The organism is Exiguobacterium sp. QJM3NY_9, assembly GCF_056173545.1.
Genome location: NZ_CM149679.1, coordinates 1,646,031 through 1,663,003, shown reverse-complemented (window position 1 = coordinate 1,663,003; position 16,973 = coordinate 1,646,031). Strand labels below are relative to the sequence as shown.

General features: G+C 48.9%; 15 protein-coding genes. 11 read left to right on the top strand and 4 right to left on the bottom strand.

Translation table 11 applies throughout. From position 1 onward, the window contains the following. Positions 1 to 98 precede the first annotated feature (98 nt). The gene (corA, locus tag AC0VYQ_RS08645) at positions 99 to 1,055 is read left to right on the top strand and encodes a magnesium/cobalt transporter CorA (RefSeq protein ID WP_475403423.1); all 957 of its coding nucleotides are present in this window, start codon (positions 99 to 101) and stop codon (positions 1,053 to 1,055) included. A 152-nt stretch (positions 1,056 to 1,207) separates the two neighbouring features. Here corA and AC0VYQ_RS08640 read toward each other — a convergent pair whose 3' ends face one another. Both AC0VYQ_RS08640 and AC0VYQ_RS08635 read right to left on the bottom strand, forming a co-directional pair. Further along, complete coding sequence (locus AC0VYQ_RS08640; protein WP_475403422.1) at positions 1,208 to 4,801, bottom strand: dynamin family protein; 3,594 nt, start codon at positions 4,799 to 4,801, stop codon at positions 1,208 to 1,210. A 130-nt stretch (positions 4,802 to 4,931) separates the two neighbouring features. Next, on the bottom strand, positions 4,932 to 6,380 hold the full coding sequence (locus AC0VYQ_RS08635) for an NAD(P)H-binding protein (protein WP_475403421.1): 1,449 nt from the start codon (positions 6,378 to 6,380) through the stop codon (positions 4,932 to 4,934). 185 nt (positions 6,381 to 6,565) lie between these two features. Here AC0VYQ_RS08635 and AC0VYQ_RS08630 point away from each other — a divergent pair, with 185 nt between their 5' ends. From AC0VYQ_RS08630 to AC0VYQ_RS08620, 3 genes are all read left to right on the top strand, one after another. Next, positions 6,566 to 6,946: a hypothetical protein gene (locus AC0VYQ_RS08630; protein ID WP_029330360.1), complete on the top strand. Its 381-nt coding sequence runs from the start codon at positions 6,566 to 6,568 to the stop codon at positions 6,944 to 6,946. A 237-nt stretch (positions 6,947 to 7,183) separates the two neighbouring features. Further along, positions 7,184 to 8,551, top strand: coding sequence for a phenylacetate--CoA ligase family protein (locus tag AC0VYQ_RS08625; RefSeq protein WP_475403420.1), 1,368 nt, complete (start codon positions 7,184 to 7,186; stop codon positions 8,549 to 8,551). Positions 8,552 to 8,730: 179 nt separating this feature from the next. Then, a complete protein-coding gene (locus tag AC0VYQ_RS08620) occupies positions 8,731 to 10,083 on the top strand; it encodes a phenylacetate--CoA ligase family protein (protein WP_475403419.1) in 1,353 nt (450 codons plus the stop codon). A 49-nt stretch (positions 10,084 to 10,132) separates the two neighbouring features. Here the strand turns inward: AC0VYQ_RS08620 and AC0VYQ_RS08615 are convergent, their stop codons facing one another. Further along, on the bottom strand, positions 10,133 to 10,585 hold the full coding sequence (locus tag AC0VYQ_RS08615; protein WP_475404750.1) for a GNAT family N-acetyltransferase: 453 nt from the start codon (positions 10,583 to 10,585) through the stop codon (positions 10,133 to 10,135). A 280-nt stretch (positions 10,586 to 10,865) separates the two neighbouring features. On the opposite strand from AC0VYQ_RS08615, the gene AC0VYQ_RS08610 reads away from it, so the two are divergent. Both AC0VYQ_RS08610 and AC0VYQ_RS08605 read left to right on the top strand, forming a co-directional pair. Next, positions 10,866 to 11,654: a DUF5694 domain-containing protein gene (locus tag AC0VYQ_RS08610; RefSeq protein ID WP_475403418.1), complete on the top strand. Its 789-nt coding sequence runs from the start codon at positions 10,866 to 10,868 to the stop codon at positions 11,652 to 11,654. Next, on the top strand, positions 11,617 to 12,240 hold the full coding sequence (locus AC0VYQ_RS08605) for a hypothetical protein (protein ID WP_475403417.1): 624 nt from the start codon (positions 11,617 to 11,619) through the stop codon (positions 12,238 to 12,240). The genes AC0VYQ_RS08610 and AC0VYQ_RS08605 overlap by 38 nt, the downstream gene beginning before the upstream one ends. Here AC0VYQ_RS08605 and AC0VYQ_RS08600 read toward each other — a convergent pair. Then, on the bottom strand, positions 12,211 to 13,137 hold the full coding sequence (locus AC0VYQ_RS08600) for a zinc-dependent alcohol dehydrogenase (RefSeq protein ID WP_475403416.1): 927 nt from the start codon (positions 13,135 to 13,137) through the stop codon (positions 12,211 to 12,213). The genes AC0VYQ_RS08605 and AC0VYQ_RS08600 overlap by 30 nt on opposite strands. Before the next feature lie 177 nt (positions 13,138 to 13,314). Between AC0VYQ_RS08600 and AC0VYQ_RS08595 the strand changes: the two genes are divergently transcribed. The 5 genes from AC0VYQ_RS08595 to AC0VYQ_RS08575 all read left to right on the top strand — a co-directional run bounded on the left by AC0VYQ_RS08595 (position 13,315) and on the right by AC0VYQ_RS08575 (position 16,894). Continuing rightward, positions 13,315 to 13,950 (top strand): hypothetical protein, encoded by a 636-nt coding sequence (locus AC0VYQ_RS08595; RefSeq protein ID WP_475403415.1) that lies wholly within the window; start codon positions 13,315 to 13,317, stop codon positions 13,948 to 13,950. Between the two features lie 371 nt (positions 13,951 to 14,321). Next, on the top strand, positions 14,322 to 14,717 hold the full coding sequence (locus AC0VYQ_RS08590) for an RDD family protein (RefSeq protein ID WP_475403414.1): 396 nt from the start codon (positions 14,322 to 14,324) through the stop codon (positions 14,715 to 14,717). A 130-nt stretch (positions 14,718 to 14,847) separates the two neighbouring features. Beyond that, a complete protein-coding gene (locus AC0VYQ_RS08585; RefSeq protein WP_475403413.1) occupies positions 14,848 to 15,309 on the top strand; it encodes a GNAT family N-acetyltransferase in 462 nt (153 codons plus the stop codon). Positions 15,310 to 15,428: 119 nt separating this feature from the next. Beyond that, positions 15,429 to 16,133: an ABC transporter ATP-binding protein gene (locus tag AC0VYQ_RS08580; protein WP_475403412.1), complete on the top strand. Its 705-nt coding sequence runs from the start codon at positions 15,429 to 15,431 to the stop codon at positions 16,131 to 16,133. After that, the gene (locus tag AC0VYQ_RS08575) at positions 16,130 to 16,894 is read left to right on the top strand and encodes an ABC transporter permease (protein ID WP_475403411.1); all 765 of its coding nucleotides are present in this window, start codon (positions 16,130 to 16,132) and stop codon (positions 16,892 to 16,894) included. The genes AC0VYQ_RS08580 and AC0VYQ_RS08575 overlap by 4 nt, the downstream gene beginning before the upstream one ends. Positions 16,895 to 16,973 lie beyond the last annotated feature (79 nt).

Sequence of the window (16,973 nt, the reverse complement as noted above, 5' to 3'; positions counted from 1 at the left end):
TGCTGCTGATTGGCGCAAGTCCTTTTTTTTGATGATGGCTATTTTAAATGGCTTTTGACATACTGAAATGAGAAAAGAGAGTAAAGAAGGTGTTTTCATTGATTCGATCAATCGTCATCACGCAGGACAATCAAGTGTTTATCGATAGCAATCTCGAGCGACTGAACCGTTCGGACGTAAAGTGGTACTTCGTAGATTTCGACCAACCGACAGAACAGGAGAAACAGTTACTCGTCTCCGCGTTTGCCTTCCACCCGCTCGCAATAGAAGATTGTTTTCAATATTTGCAACGACCGAAACTCGAATATTATGACGGGTACAGCTTTTTTGTGTTGCATGCGGTCGAGGAACCGTCGTTAAAGGGAAAGGAAATCAATCTATTTGCGAGTGAACAATACGTCATTTCGTATCATGAGCAGGCGTCACGGGAAGTAGACTTCGTGTTTCGGGCATTTCAAAAATTGACAGGGCATGAAGAACATCTAACGGTCGAAGTCGTCCATAAAATCATGGATAAAATCGTCGATGGCTATTTTCCGATTGTTCATAATCTGGAGGATCGCATTTTTTCACTCGAAAGTCGTTATGAACAAGCAGGCAATGATAAACAAATCATGGAAGATATCTTTGACATCCGCTCAGACTTACTTGAACTCGCACGAACGGTCTTACCGATGCGGGATTTACTGTACCGGGTCATCGAATCGAAACGACTTGCGATTCATCCGAACAAACAAGCATTTTTCCGTGACATTTATGATCATTTGCTGAAACTCAACGACATGATTGAATACAATCGGGCGATGACGTCAGAATTCCGGGAAAACTTCATTTCTTTAAACTCTTACCGCATGAACAACATCATGAAGACGTTGACGATCTTTACGACGATATTCATGCCGTTGACGTTCATCGCCGGCATCTACGGGATGAACTTTCAATACATGCCCGAGCTGACGGTCCGTTATGGATACTTCGTTACGCTGGGCGTGATGGCGCTTGTCGCAATCGGGATGACGCTCTATTTCATCCGAAATCACTGGTTTGAAGAGTAGGCGTGAGAAACCGTCGTTCTTTTCTTGCCGGTCACACCAAAAAAACGCCGATGTTTCCGTTTCATCCACGGAAACATCGGCGTTTTCTATGTCTATTCTTCTCATTCACGACGCATGGAAGCAAATCCGAAAGCGGGAGTCAGCCCGTTGTTTCAGTGAACCGATTGCTCGATTAAGTCATGAAGTTTCGCTTGGGCAGCCTTGAATGAGTCCAGTGGATGCGCATCCGTCAAAGTCGAACGTTCCGTCTCAATTTGGCTCAATAATGTCTCTGTCCATTCGGCATAGAGTGTCGCGAAGACCTCGTCGAGATGTTGCTCCGTTAGATGACGAAGGCGCGACTCTTCGCCTTCGAGATAACTAACGGCATCCGGTTTCGTCAACGCGACCAGCGCGTCTTTTAAGTGCTCCTTCTCGTTCCGTTCGAAGAAAGCCTTTGCGTTCCGGAAGTAGCTTTTGACGGAACGGTATTTCGTGTCATCTTGGAACGGACCGCTGAACGTCATCGGAGGTAGCGTTGGCGGATCGAGTGGTGATAGTTGGAACGACGGGTTCAGTTTCGCAGCATACATCGCCTCTTCGTCAAGACGCTTTGCGATGGCACGTTGGATCCAGCTATCGATCCGGAAATGAGTGACACGCAATTCTTGTTCAAAATCATACCGCAAAAATCCGAGTAATTCGATGAGTGCTTGTTGTAAAGCGACTGCTTTCGTCGCGTTCGCAAACCGGACCGGATGATAGGCTTCCTTGAAAAAGTCTGGGAAGCGGTAATAGATGCGTTGATTGACGTGATGTAACAATTCATGAATCTCAGCAAATAGCTCATGGTGAACGAGTTCGACCCGACCGTTCGAGAAGTGTGCCGTGATTTCTTGTTCGAGCGCATCGAGTTCCGTCAATCGGGCATCTTTTCTGGCGATGTTCCGTTCTGTCTGATCAATCAATTGATTGAGGCGGTGGATTGTCTTGTCCGTCTCTTCCGTCAAGGATTGAAGCGCGAGCCCTTTCAAATCATGGTTCAAGAAGTGATGGAAGGCTTGTTCGAACGAATCGATGCCGGATTGTTCATCAATCCCTTGTTGTTTCTCGGCAAGGGCGTTGAGGCTCGAGACGCCGAACAGACGTGGTGCACGGATGCCGAACCGTTTTAGTTCCGTGCCGACATAGTGTAGGACATCTTGCTGTTCCGCTGTCGAAGTTGCGAGATCAATCGCATTGACGACGAAAAACATTTTGTCGAGCTCGAATGCATCCTTAACCCGGCCGAGTTGAATCAAAAATTCACGATCGGCTCGGGCGAAGGCGTGATTGTAGTAGGTGACGAACAGGATCGCATCCGCATTTTTAATGTATTCAAATGCGACGTCCGTATGCCGGGCATTGATGGAATCAGCACCCGGTGTATCGACGAGCGTGATTCCGAGACGTGTCAACGGGCTGTCGAAATACAGGTCGATTACATCGACGAAACAACTGAGGTGTTCCTGCGCGACATACTCCTCGAATGCCGATTGATCGACGGTCTGTTCTGTACCGATGAAAGGTTCGACCGTCGGATATCCTTTTAGGAACGCGCGTAAGAAAGAGGCATCTTTCAAGTCGCTTGTCGTCCGTTCGCGCAACCATGTGACGACGGCAGTGACTGACGGCATCGTTGCGTCAAACGTTTGCAGGGCTTCGTTCAAGTCGTTGAGAAGGTCAGTCTCCGATTTAAACCGGATCGTTGCGGTCCCGTGGACATGCGTCGCCGTGACCGGTTTAATCCGATTGATGGATGCCGTCGTCGGGTTCGGTGAGACCGGTAGGACACGCTGACCGAGCAAAGCATTACAAAACGAAGATTTGCCGGCGCTGAAAGCACCGAATAAGGCAATCGTAAAGTCGCTTGTCGTCACGCGCGCAAGCTTTTGTTGCAAATACTTCGTAGCGTCCTCGAACCCGCGGACACCGGAGAGAATGGTCTGGATTTGCTGCATCTCTTCTAATGTATAACGGGATGGGACAGCTTGAAGCGTTTCTTCATGCGTAGTCTCCATCTCTTGTGTCACGACTGGATTGATCCCTGTAAACGTCTCAATGTCGAGCGTCGCCTGCGTAAGCTGCGTACGCCACTGTTCTAGTTGCTCACGTGCCGCTGTCATATCGTCAGTGGTCGGTTCGTTCGCCCGTTCGAGGTAGCTTATTAACACCTGTTCCGCATTCTTGAAGGCAGTCATCACGTCACATTTTTGTTCGAGCGTCTCAAATTCAGCTTGAAGCGTCGCTTTCGCAGGGATGTTTTCATGCGTCAACTCCTGGCGGACCGCTTCTCGCCAATGGTTCGTTTCCTTGACGTACCAAGCACTGACCGATGCAACGACCCGATTCGTGAATTGCAAGACCGATTCCCCGGTAATCGTGATGCCGTCTTGAAGTGCTTCCTCAATGACGGCTAACGGTGGATCAAGTGGGAGTTGATCGATTCGTAACGAGTGCTGGTCAGACAGCAAATCAATTTCCGCTAGCGATTGTTTCATAAGTTTTCGAAGGTGAAGCGCAATTTCAGAAGCAGTGACAGACTGGAGTGCGCGCAGGACATCGTCAGCGATGACTTGTTGTGCCGCCTGTGTTTTTTTAGCGCTCCGGAACAATCCGACCTTGAATGCAGGTTGCCGGGATTCGAGGAACGTTTTCATCTTTTCGCGCAATTCAAACGGCATCAGCGTCGCATTGCGAAGTAAACTTTCCCGGTGTGCCGAAAAACGGCTGCTCCATTGTTCAGGAGCAAACAGGGTCAATTGATGTTTGACTTGTGCATGCCGGTCAAACAAACGCTCCCCTTCTGCGCGTTCGGTCGCCGAGACCGTATCCCGCATCGCGTCAGATGCTTCTTCAATCATGTCTTCTAAATAGTTGATGTGTTCCTGGTGTAAGACCTCGAGCGTCGTTTGAGCGGATTCGATCAATTTCGGCTGGGCGTCACGAATGCTTTGGTCGACCAATCGCTTGACGGCAGAAAAGTCGTTCCCCGCGAATTCCGGCTCACGCAGGCTCGTGAAGAAAATGCCTTTCGGCTGAACACCATGCTCAGCAAACGATTTTTCGACGGATCGTTTAAAGGCATCGAATGACAGCTCGGATGTTTGGTGTTTGTCGATTTGATTGACGATTAAATAGAGTTCAGGAACAGAAGCGAGTAAGTCTTTTGTGACGCTGAAGTTCAGTTCAGATTGGACATGGTTATAGTCCATGACATAAAAGATTAAGTCGGCGACATGTAACGCCGATTCAGTCGAAATCCGGTGGGCGTCATCAACGGAGTCGACGCCTGGCGTATCCATTAGGACGAGACCAGGTGGTAAAGTGGATGTCGCATGGGTGATGTCGATTTGTTGGACGGTGCCGTCACGGCCGAAATGGCGTAAGTGTTGCAAATCATCTTCCGAGGCTAGACGGACTGCTTTTCGATCATGGAAGGAAACAATCGCTTCGTCGGTCTCGCCTTGACGAAGCGTGACGATATTTGCACTCGTCGGAATGGGACTCGTCGGGAGAATGGATTCGCCCGTCAAGGCATTGATCATACTGGATTTACCGGCAGAAAAATGACCGGCGAAGGCAATCGTATAGTCGCGTCGTAATAACTTCTTTGAAAATGTATCTAATTTATCGAGTCGGAGCTGATCGCGTGAAGGTTGAATCAGTGTCGCGAGAAGCGCCGTCGCTTCCAGGTGGTTCGTCAATCGTTCTTCAAATGAGCGCATGCAAATTGTAACCCCTTTCTTACAGTCAATTGTAAGTGTATCATGTTTATTTTGCTTTCGTCATCTTACGGTTGCACACGAAAAAAGAGGCGCTCACGAATCGTGAGAAGCCTCTAAAAACAGTGCTGATTCAGTTCGGTTCCGGAACGATCATTTCTGATTCGTCCGGCTGTTCTTCTGTCGTCTGCATCAAGCGTAGCAGGTGCAGTTTAAAGAGATACATGACGATGAGGTGGACATTCGCCTGGGTCGTTTTATAGAGCAACCATGGTAATGCGGGAACATATTCATGAATCGCGATGATACACTCTTGCGAACCCGGGATTTGCCGGAACTCGATGCGTCCATTGCTATCTTCTTTAACTTGAGCAAACAAGCCGCCCGTAATTCGGTACGTTGCCTGTTGATCGTCTTCGAATGGTTCTTTCGTCAGTTCAAGCAACGGGGCGTCAAGCAACGGAACATGAATCCGAACGACCGTTTCTTCCGCTGTCTTCGATGTAAGAAAAGGTTTCGCGAACGTCGATAACCAATCGACATAATTGTCGGCAGCCCAGTTCGCGTTCCGGTCGTCTGGAAGACGGACACGTTGGACGGACCGGACATCAAGCGTTTGTGATTTCTGGTGCGATGAAGAGCTTCCTGATTTTTTTGATTTCGACTCTTCTTCTTCTTCCATCGCCATCCGTACGGATTGCTCGAATGAAATTTTTCCGTCACTGATGCCCTCGACCATCTTGTCGGGATCCGCCACCATCTCATGGACCATACTTTCGACGAGCGGATAAACGGTTTCTTTCGGTTCTCCGGAGACGAGTGTCACCCAAAGCCGCGACAATTTGACGGTCATCAACGGTAAGTCGAAGGTCGGTTGTTTTTTGTCCATTACTTCCGCCGTCTTCAAAATCATTTCCTTGTACGTCATCGCTTCCGGACCGCCGATATCGATGGCACGATCCTTGAGGTCCTCGCGGTCGACGCTAGATCCGAGCGCATGAATGACGTCCGGTAGCGCGACGGGGTGTGTTTTGTTACGCGTCCAGCGCGGGAGCAGCATGACGGGAAGTCGTTTGACGAGTTTTGACAGAATCGGGAACGAAGACCCTTTCGGACCGACGATGAGCGCAGCGCGGATCGTCGTGACCGGTGTACCGTATGCACCGAGGACGCGCTCGACCTCAAGGCGACTTTTAAGATGACGTGATAAATTTTCCGTCTCGTCCGGAATGATGCCACTTAAGTAAACAATCTGCTGGATGCCGTTTGCTTTTGCAGCGCGTGCGTAATTGTCGGCTAAAATCAAGTCCATGTCTTCAAATGAGCCTTGCGTCAACTTTGCTGACGGCATCATCGAGTGGACGAGGTAGATGGCGATGTCTGCTCCTTTTAATCCGGCTGTCGTATCCGCTAACGAAAAAAGGTCACACGAACGCCATTCGACATTCGCTTCATCTTCCTTGTCGTCACCATTTCGAGACAAGGCAATGACGTCGTACTTTTTCTTCAATTCATTTAATAGGTTATGTCCGATATATCCTGTCGCACCGGCAAGTGCCAGGCGTTTACGTGGTTGCGTCATGTCAATTCCTCCTCATTAGCTGCTTACTACAAAGATTTACCCAAACGACCTGCGATTTAATCAAACGAATGTTATAGTTAAAAACAAATGCTTCATCTTTTTAAAACAGGGAAAACAAATAAAGAAGATTTGCGCACTGTTTTGGAGGGATGGACAGTATCATTTTTTAGGGGAGGGAGACGGATATGAATGCTGTCTGTTTTTTGGACGAACGTCATCATACACGTTACCAAATGATATTGAAGCGATTGAATGCACGAAACCGTAAAAAGTATTCTTTTCAATCAATCTTATTTTTAGCGACGGGTAATCTAGCGCTTATGCAATTGTTCAGTGACTATTTTTTTCCGGAGACGGGTGAATTTTTTTACCAAGAATTATTAGCGGAACCTGTCGAAGATTTAACCGTCGATGTCGAACGTCAATTACTCGTTCAGTTGTATAACGGCAGGACGACGTTGACGATCATGGAGATCATCGATCAGTTAGATGAAACGGAGTTAGAGCTCGTCCTCGGAGCCATCCAAATCCGGTCATTCGGAAATCAAAACATGCAAGTACACTAAAGAAGGTAGCCGTTGTCAGATGGACTTCGGTTATCTTTTTTTGTCATTTCAAGGACCGTTAACTTACATTTGTGAACTGAAGTTATTAATGTAAAACAGCATCTAAATAAAAGCTAAGCTTATGCCTTAAGATTTGGTTGTCTAGCGGCAGGACTGGAAATAAGATGTAAGTAACAGAGAAGGTGTGGCGACTGCTGACAAGTCGCGCGTTGAATGATGAGGAAGGGGAGTGAACATATGCAACTTAAAGAATCGATTTATTTCCATTCACCGATTTTCATTCAGAATATCCTAACGACGCTTTACGGACGGGTCTTGTACCAGGAACGTTACGGGTCCGCCTACCGTAATCGGTTCGAAGAATTGAAGCGGAAAGAACGGCAATCGATTGATCCCGAGCAGGAGCAATTATCCCGCCTGAATCAGTTTTTACTGTTTTGTCAGGCCTATAGCCCGTACTACAAAGAGTTGTTCGATAAGAACCGGATTGAGCTTCCGCTTGCGCAGTTGTCAGAGTTAAAACAAATTCCCTTGCTCGATAAGGAGACGCTACGGACAAGGAATGCCGACGTCCATGCGCGGATTCATGCGCCGATTCTTGGAAAGACGGGCGGGACGACCGGGAAATCGATCCAAGTGCATTATACGAGAGAGGACATGCAAATTCGGATGGCGCACCTCGATTATTTCAAATGGACGCATGGAATTGAACAGGGAATGCGCCGGGCGAGTTTTACGGGACAGACATTAGCGGCAGAACAACAAAAGTCACCCGTCTATTGGCGGATGAATAAGGCGATCAATCAAATGCTTTTTTCAATTAAGAATATTAACCCGTTGACGATCCCCGCTTACATCGAACAATTGAACCGGTTTAATCCAGTGTCGATTGATGGTTTACCGTCGGGAATGATTGAGGTTGCACGATACGCCAAAAAACATGCCGTCGACTGTACATTCCGTCCGAAGGCGATTTTTCCGACGGCTGAAATGTTGACACGGGACGAACGTGCTTTAATCGAGGAAGTATTTCATGCACCGATCTTTGATCAGTACGCCTCGTCTGAAGGTGCACCGATTGTCGCCGAATGCCGCTACGGTAAAAAACATCTCCATTATGAAATGGGTATCATCGAAGTCGAAGCAGACGGTCAAATTCTCGTGACGAGTTTTGATACACATGGTACGCCCCTTGTCCGCTACCGGATTGGTGACCGGATGACGCTTAGTCACGAGACGTGTCCATGTGGGCATGGTGGTCCGATCATCGCATCGATTGACGGACGCGGACGAAGTTATATCCAGTTGAAAAATGGGCATCGGATCTTTGAAGGGGAACTCGCTGGAATCGTGCGGCGGTTCCCGAATTGTATCGAACGAGTCCAGTACATCCAAGAAGACGCGGATGAAGTTGTGATGTTGTACGTACCGGACGAACGTTGCTTTAAACAAGAGCATGAAAAGGAGTTATACTTCGTGTTAGAGCGTTTGTTCGGTGGACAAATGGATGTCCTCTTAAAAGCGGTCCCGGAAATTCCGAAAGAAATCAGTGGGAAGACGTTGTTGATTAAACAATTGATTCCAGAGAACGAACGAGCCAATTGATTGGACTAGCCGAAATCAGAGCTAGTCTTTTTTTTGTATAAAACTTCAAGAGGAAACTATTGAATGGGAGTTTTTATCATGTTCCTGTCAGAAATGCCGGGTAAAAACAACCTATCAAGAAATCGTGCAGAAGGGCTCGACGCATCGTGGTGAATCGTTATCAGAAAGGACGTGTAAGGATGGGAATCAAGGAACAGGTTTATATGCACGCACCAATCTTCTTACAAAACGTATTGACGACACTTCATGGGTATCACTTGCAACGGGAGCGGTACGGTGCGTTTTATCAAGAGCGCTTTCAGGAACTGATTGCAAAAGAGCACCAAACAATTGATGTGGCGGCAGATCAGCTAAGACGGCTGAATGCTTTTTTGGCGTTTTGTGTGATGCACAGTGACTATTACCAAGAGCTTTTTAAGCGGCACGGCGTCACCTTACCCTTGACGGATCTCAATCAATTAAAACAAATTCCTGTGTTACGAAAAGATACGTTACGGCACCAAATCGAACGAATTCGCACCGATGTCGCAGCCCCGATTCTTGGAAAAACGGGTGGGACGACGGGACAATCGATTCAAGTCCACTATACGAAAGCAGACATGCAGCGGCGGATGGCACATTTAGATTATTTTAAATATACGCACGGCGTCAAAAAAGGGATGCGGCGGATTAGTTTCACGGCGCAAGTGTTGGTTGCTGAACACCAACAAACACCGGTCTATTGGCGGATGAACCGGGCGTTGAATCAATTACTGTTTACGGTCAAAAAGATTAATCCGGCGACGATGACGGCGTATTTGGTAGCAATCAATACGTTTCAACCGGACTCGATCGATGGTCTGCCATCGGCGATGATTGAACTGGCGCGGCACGCGAAACGCAGCGGCATGGAGATGACGTGTCGTCCGCTGGCGATTTTCCCGACGGCTGAGATGATGACGGAAGCGGAGCGTCAATTACTGGAGGACGTGTTCCATGCGCCCGTCTTCGATCAGTATGCCTCGTCGGAAGGGGCACCAATCATCTCCGAGTGTCGGCTCGGTCAAAAACATTTGCATCATGAGATGGGCATCGTCGAACTCGACACCGATGGCGAGGTCCTCGTCACGAGTTTTGATACACACGGAACCCCGCTCGTCCGTTACCGGGTCGGCGACCGGATGACGATCAGCGGCAAGACGTGTTCCTGTGGTCACAAAGGACCGGTCATCGATTCGATTGACGGCCGAGGGAAAAGTTATCTTGTCCGACCGGACGGACAAAAAGTGTTCGAGGGACAGCTCGCGAGTGTCGTCAAAGTGTTGCCGAACAGTGTCGAACGGATTCAGTATGTCCAAAAAAATAACCGGGAAATCATCTTGTTATACATTGCGGATGCCGCACGTTTTTCAACAAACGATGAAAAACAACTCGGTCATTATTTGAAGCGGCTACTCGGAAGCGACATGCTGATTTCGCTGCAGGCGGTCAGTAAGATTCCGCGTGAACGTAGCGGGAAGACGTTACTGATTAAGCAGATGCTGACTGGGTGAATGCATTTGAGCTACCTCCACCTCTAAGCGAAGTATAGGTGGAGGTGTTTCAAATGTCTTGAGACAACCGAATCATGTCTGTGCACCGGATACCGTTTTCTACAATCTCCTCTTCGTAGTGCCTCAAGAAGAAATTCAAGTCGACTCCGACGATCCGAAATCCACATTTTTGATAAAGCGCCAACTGCCCGATGCTTGAATTTCCTGTTCCGATTTCGATGGTTGTATAGCCCATCGCTTGTGCAGTTTGGATGGCATGTCTTAAAAGACGTTTTCCTATGCCGTTACCTTGATGTCTCGCCTCTACTGCAAGATTTACAATTTCAATCGTTTGCGGTCTTGTCGGGAGAAGCACATACACGCCAATCCGTTGATTCCTAGATTCAGCTATGAAACATCGACCTCTCTTCAAGTATTCATCAACTATTTTCTGAGAAGGGTCTGCTGCTAACAAAAGTTCCATCGGAGGGTTCTCATGAACGGACAGTTGACGGATGTTCATATTCATAGACGGATACTCCTCGCGGACTAATTTTGACGTGCTTCCTTTTTTAATTCCTTTAAATTCACTGAGCTGACATGAATCGGTTCAGTTTTTCTGCCGGATTGAATCTTTCGGCAAGTGTATGGATTCTGCATCGCAGTTCGTCTTCTCCTTCTACTTGGACGGAAGTCAGGTCGAGTCGCCTCTTGCAATCAGCGAGAGGTCTATTTTAACGAAACGGACTAGGATTAGCCTCCTGTTTACAGTAAAATGGAAATAGTAGAAGGGGGAGGTATCGATGGCACAACGCGCGACCGTATTACTCGTCGGGACCGTTCATTTGGACTGTCCTGATAACGGAGACTTGTTTCGTCCGCGCATCTTCGATGTGTTTTCAGACGAACGGCAGCGGGAAATTCAACAGGTCGCCGAAGTCCTGCAAACATTTCGTCCGACAGAAGTCGCGCTAGAGACTTTGCCTGAGCAGGCGGGTGCACTGAATGCCGACTATGCCGCTTACCTCAAGCAAAGCTTTACGCTGACGGCGAATGAACGCCATCAACTCGGGTTTCGAGTAGCGCGCTTGGCAGGTCTGGCCGGTCTGCAGGCGGTGGACTGGAATCAGACGGTGGAAGGTGTCCCGAATCTTGCGGAACTCGAACAGCTCGATCCGGTCGCGTTTGACCGCTTGATGCGTGCCGAACAACAAAAATTTGAGTCACTCGAAGCGACATTGCTCGAGCAGGCCTACCTCTCGTTCCTTGAACAACTAAATGACAAACAGGCGGTCGAAGCAAGTCACCGGACGTACCGGCAACTCGCCCGGCTAGATCCGGCGACGCACGTCGGGGCGAGGTGGGTCATCCAGTACTGGTACTACCGCAATCTGTTGATCGCGAACCGGATTCTTGATTTGGCGGAGCCGGGGGAACGGATTCTCGTCCTCTATGGTGCCGCCCATTTACCGCTATTAAAACAATTTTTAGACGACAGTGGGGGCGTCGATGTGATGACGTTCCCTGAACTGATCGCGAAGGGGAGTAACGCCGATGTTGTTTCATTATCATCTTTGGACGCCGAACGTTGAGGCGACGGAGCAGTTTTATGAAAAATTAGGCTTTGCGGTCACACAACGGATCGGAAAGACCGACGGCGCGTTTACCGCGTTTGATCCGCCGTTGACATGGGATGACTTCCGGGGCGACGGGATCCGCTTTCGAATCATCGAGATGAAACGCGGCGCCATCAACGTCACGTTCGGTCACGGGAAAGCCGTCCGCTTCGACCATCTCGGTTTTCTTGTGACACCTGAACAACGGACGCTGCTTCTCGAACGTGCACAACAGATGGACTGGACAGTCCAAGCGAACGACCGGCGGACGTTCATCCAGACCCCGTACGCCTGTCGGATTGAACTGCAGACGCATCACGATGCGATTTTATCGGACGGTCCTCATCTGAAACGGCTTGAACTGGCGACGAAACAAGTCGGCTTCGAACAGGAGTTGAAGCGGTTATTCGGCCATGCAATCGATGAAGTGACGACGGTGCCTGGTGATCATACCGTCTTACAGCAAGTCATTTTTACGGGGGAAGACAGGGAAGCCGTCGATCCGAACGGCGTGTCTGTCAGACAAACACGGTCACCGGTCGTAGCTGACAAACACTTTTAACGGTTTTGCACCTGCCTGTAAAGCCTCGAAACATGGAATCAAGTCCGACCAATCGACTGACTGTTCAAACAGCTTGAGTAAGGCAGGTGTCTTTCGGGCGACCGGCAAAAACCAGTCCGCATGGGCGCGGTAATCGATCCCGTCACTCGATCCGACGATCCGTAACTCTTTTGCATAGAAGCTCGGACAGAGCGACAAGACGTCGTAATTGCCGTCAGAGAGAATGCAGAGCTGACCATGGGGGACGAGTGCCTCCTGAAGATGCGCAAACGCGGTTTGCCGTCCCGAACATTCGAGGGCAGCGGCATAGGTATTCAGCTCGAGGTCGTTTCCGGACGTAACCGTGCGGGTTGCCCCGAGCTGTTTTGCGAGTGCATGTCGCCTTTCGTCCGGGTCGACGGCGTCAATGCGCGAGAGACCGAAGTAGTGGCGTAGATAAAAGACGGTTAATAATCCGATCGTCCCGAGCCCGGTCACGACGACGGCATCCGACGGACGGGGATTAAGTTTATGGACGCCTTTTGCGGCGTCACACGATAAAATCGTCAACAAGGCGAGTTGCGGCGGGAGGTCGCGCGGGACGGGAATGACTTTTGCTGCGCGGACGATGGCGATGTCGTGATGACCGTAAAAAGCGACGACACGGTCGCCGACACGGATATTTGAGACATCCTCTCCGATTGCCAGCACTTCCCCGTAACTCTCGTATCCCGTTTCCTTCGGATAGGTCGGGGCGAGCTCTGACCGGTCAGTCGCCATGACTTGCGGCAATTCCGCGCCGATGCTGATCGCTCCATGTAATGTCTGGATGAGTAGTTCATCTACTTGCAAGGGCGCTAAGGGTTGCTCGACCCACTGGAGCGTCTGGGGGGCCGTCAATTGCAGTCTGTGTGGCATGCGTTCAGTTCCTCCGTTTTCTTAACATGAATATCCTGATAATGGAATTATAACATGAGGGTAAATCAGTATATGACAATTTTGTAAGGTTGAAAGAAACATCGATTGCCCGATTTTTAAAGTGTTTTCTGCTATGCTGAAAAGGTAGAGCGGAGCTCACGAGTATCTAAAAAGGAAGTGGCGAACATCGAGCAGATTGAGATGTCGATCCATCGTGGATTAGTGGAATTAAAAATGTTAGATAAACGGATTAAAAAAGGTCAGCTTGGTCACTTTATCGGATTGCATACGGGAGACAAACCGCCTGTCGGTTTTCCGAACGTCGAACAGTTCGCGACGGAAGCGGCGGCAAATCTCCAGTCGATTCGCGCATTGATTGAGCGTCGAAATCAAATCAAAGCAGCGATTACCGCATCGAATGCCGTGACGCGTGTCCGAATCGCCGGGACCGAGATGACGGTCGCGGAAGCGATTGATCGTCGCGATACGGGTCTTGACTACAATCGCCAATTGTTACAAACGCTCAAAACACAACTGCATGAAGTGGAGCAGACGATTGAACAGGAACGTATCGAGATCGAGCGGCGTGCAGAAAATCATATCGAAGCGACATACGGTGCGCGTGAAAAAGGGGACGCGGAAGAAATTGAAAAAACGCGTCGTCTGTTCATCCAACGATTAGAACCGAAATTGATTGACCCCTCCGGTCTTCGGCAAGTCATTCAACAGTTAGACGAGTCAATCGACGCATTTGATGCCGAAGTCGATTTCAGTCTATCTGAAAGTAATACACTTACGAAAATATTAATCTAAACCTACCATCCTGTTTGTCTGATGATTTCATAACCGAACACGCGTCGTCCGTGCGATAACGGACATCTTCTAATCGGTTGACCGATTAGCATCCAAGATGGTCCTTGCGACCGTCCGGTCAAAGCTGAATGTTCAACGATCAAAGGACAACGCTGACGCTTCAACACTCAGACAGATTACTGTTCAAACATCAACGGTCACCGTTCGATTAAATCCATGAGAAAACGGGAAAAGAGAGGGGATGTTCGTTGCCTCTGAAATCACCGCATGGCTGGGCAGACAGGACGTTTCATCGTTTTGCATGACGCCACTTCTTTTTTCAGAAAGAGAAGTGGCATTTTTTTTATTCAAATCGAGAAAGGATGATCCACATGGAATCCCTCACAAAACGAAGAATCGGGGCGGCTGTCATTAATTTGATGGTGAACGCTATCATTGTAAATGTCCTTGAAGAAACAGTTCTCAAACGGAGCAAACGTCCCGTCATCCGTGGCATCGTCACCCAGTCGGTCGTCGATGTCGTCATGGAAACGGTTCAATTACGCTTGACGGATGGCCGAACGGTCGGCAGTCGTGTCATGGGACTCCGTGTCGTCAGTCAAGACGACCAACCGTTGAAAACGACACAAATCCTTAAACGGATTGCTTACCGTGAAGTATTCACAGCAGGGAAATTCTTTAAGGACCGTCAGCGTTATCTGGAGGATGCCTCCGTTTTACCGGAAGATGAGTTTGCGAAAACACGTGTCATTCGTGAAAGACGGTAAGATTGCTTGTTTCATTGACCCATGCACGCTATAACCCGTATCGCGCTTAGTCTGTTGAAGCGATGCGGGATTTGTTCGTGTCTTGAGCAAACTGTAGAGATCACAAGAACGCAGAGGAGGTGAATGGCCAATGAATCCTTTCATGACGATCGAAGACATTAATGACGCGAATCTGGCCGCGGTTCTCGGATTAAAAGTCGCAGCCGCGCAGCGCGCATATATCGAAACGAACGCGCAGTCGCTTCAGGAAGCGATGAACGACCACGACCACGACTGGCGTTGTTATGCCTTATGCGAAAACAGGCAGCCGGTCGGGTTCATGATGATTGGTGCGGAAAACCGGACGGACAAGTACATCTGGCTTGACCGGTTCATGATCGGTCAGCAGTATCAAGGACAAGGGCTAGGAACGCAGTTTTTAAAACGAGCAATCGGTTTCATCGAAGACCATTTCGAAGTCGATGAAATCGTGTTGAGCTTACACACAGAAAATACGCATGCCAAGTATTTTTACGGGCAAGCGGGCTTTACTGATATCAAACGGATCGATGAAACGAACGGCGAAGAAATTTGGGTCTATCGTCTGACGTGATATCAACGATTCGTTAACTTTCGCTAAGCCTTGGGCATCTGTCGAACCTTCTCGCTGTCCGCGCGGCAACCGTCCCTGCTACACTAGAAAAAACGACCAAAAAGGTGAGGTGGAGTGGTGTGGCAGTCATTGAATTTAAGGATGTCCAGTACAAATCGATACTCAAAGGGATCTCCGGGACGTTTCGGGAAGGAAAAATCACGACGCTCGTCGGACCGAGCGGTGCCGGGAAAACGACGTGTCTGAAACAAATCAACGGATTACTTTCCCCGGACGCCGGGACGATTTATTTTAAGGGGACCGATTTAAAAGACATCGATATGATGGAGCTTCGAAAAAAGATTGGCATGGCCTTTCAAAGTGCCCCGATGATTGCGGGGACTGTGTATGACAATTTGAATCTTCCAAAAGCGATCTTCAATCAGACATTGGAACAGGAAGAGGCAAAACGACTGTTGGAGCGGGTCGACTTGAAAGAGGTCCCGTTGACACAAAACGTCAAGGAACTGTCGGGTGGCGAAAAAAGCCGCATCGCGATCGCGCGGACACTCGTCAACCGACCGGATGTCCTGTTGCTCGACGAGATCACGGCCAGTCTCGATTACCGGATGGTCAAGGAAATCGAGGCGCTCGTCCGAAAAGTTCAACGGGAATTCAACGTGACGGTGATCTGGATTACGCATGATCTCGAACAGGCGCGCCGTGTCAGTGATGACATGTGGTTCTTAAAAGACGGGCAATTGATTGAACAGGGAACGATTGAATTGATTGAGGGCTCGGATAATCCCGTCATCGAAGCGTTCGTCAAGGGGGTCGACCAATGAGTTACGTGCAACTCGCTTCCGCCTTAGTCTTCATCTTGATTCCGTTAGTGCTGACATATACGTTAAAGCTTGGACTTGGCAACGATATTTTGATAGCGACGGTCCGGTCGATCGTCCAGTTGTTGATTGTCGGTTATATCTTGACGTTCGTTTTCGAAAGTGACAGTAAAATTTACATCGGGTTGATGATTCTGTTGATGATTGTCGCGGCAACGCTCAACATCATCAAAAAAGGTGACGGAATTCCCGGGATTACGGGCATTATTTTACTGACGTTAGTCAGTGTCGAAGTCTTGACGATGGGCATCATGCTCGGTCTTCAAATCATTCCGTTCGAAGCGCAGGAAGTCATTCCGATCAGCGGGATGGTGATCGGCAACTGTATGATTTTGTCGCTCCTGTTCCTGAATAAGTTCAAGGATGAGGTCGAGCGGGGCGATGAGGTCATTGAGCTGATTTTAGCGCTCGGAGGTTCACCGAAAACAGCGATTGACCGAAGTTTGAAAAGCGCTATCCGGACGAGTATGATTCCGACGATCGAGGCGCAGAAAACGATGGGACTCGTCCAGCTTCCCGGCATGATGAGCGGTTTGATCATCGGTGGGGCCGATCCGATGGAAGCTGTCATGTACCAGTTATTAATCCTGTTCCTGATTTTGACGAATGCTGCCGTGTCTTCCGTCATGGTCGGCTACCTGTCCTACCGGAAACTGTTTAATCAAAAAGCCCAGTTCCTTGGGTTGACCAATCGAAACGACTGAGCTACCCTAGAAAAATACGTAATGACGCTAACAGATTTCGGGAGTTTCCGAAGTCTGTTTTTGTTTACTAACATAAAGA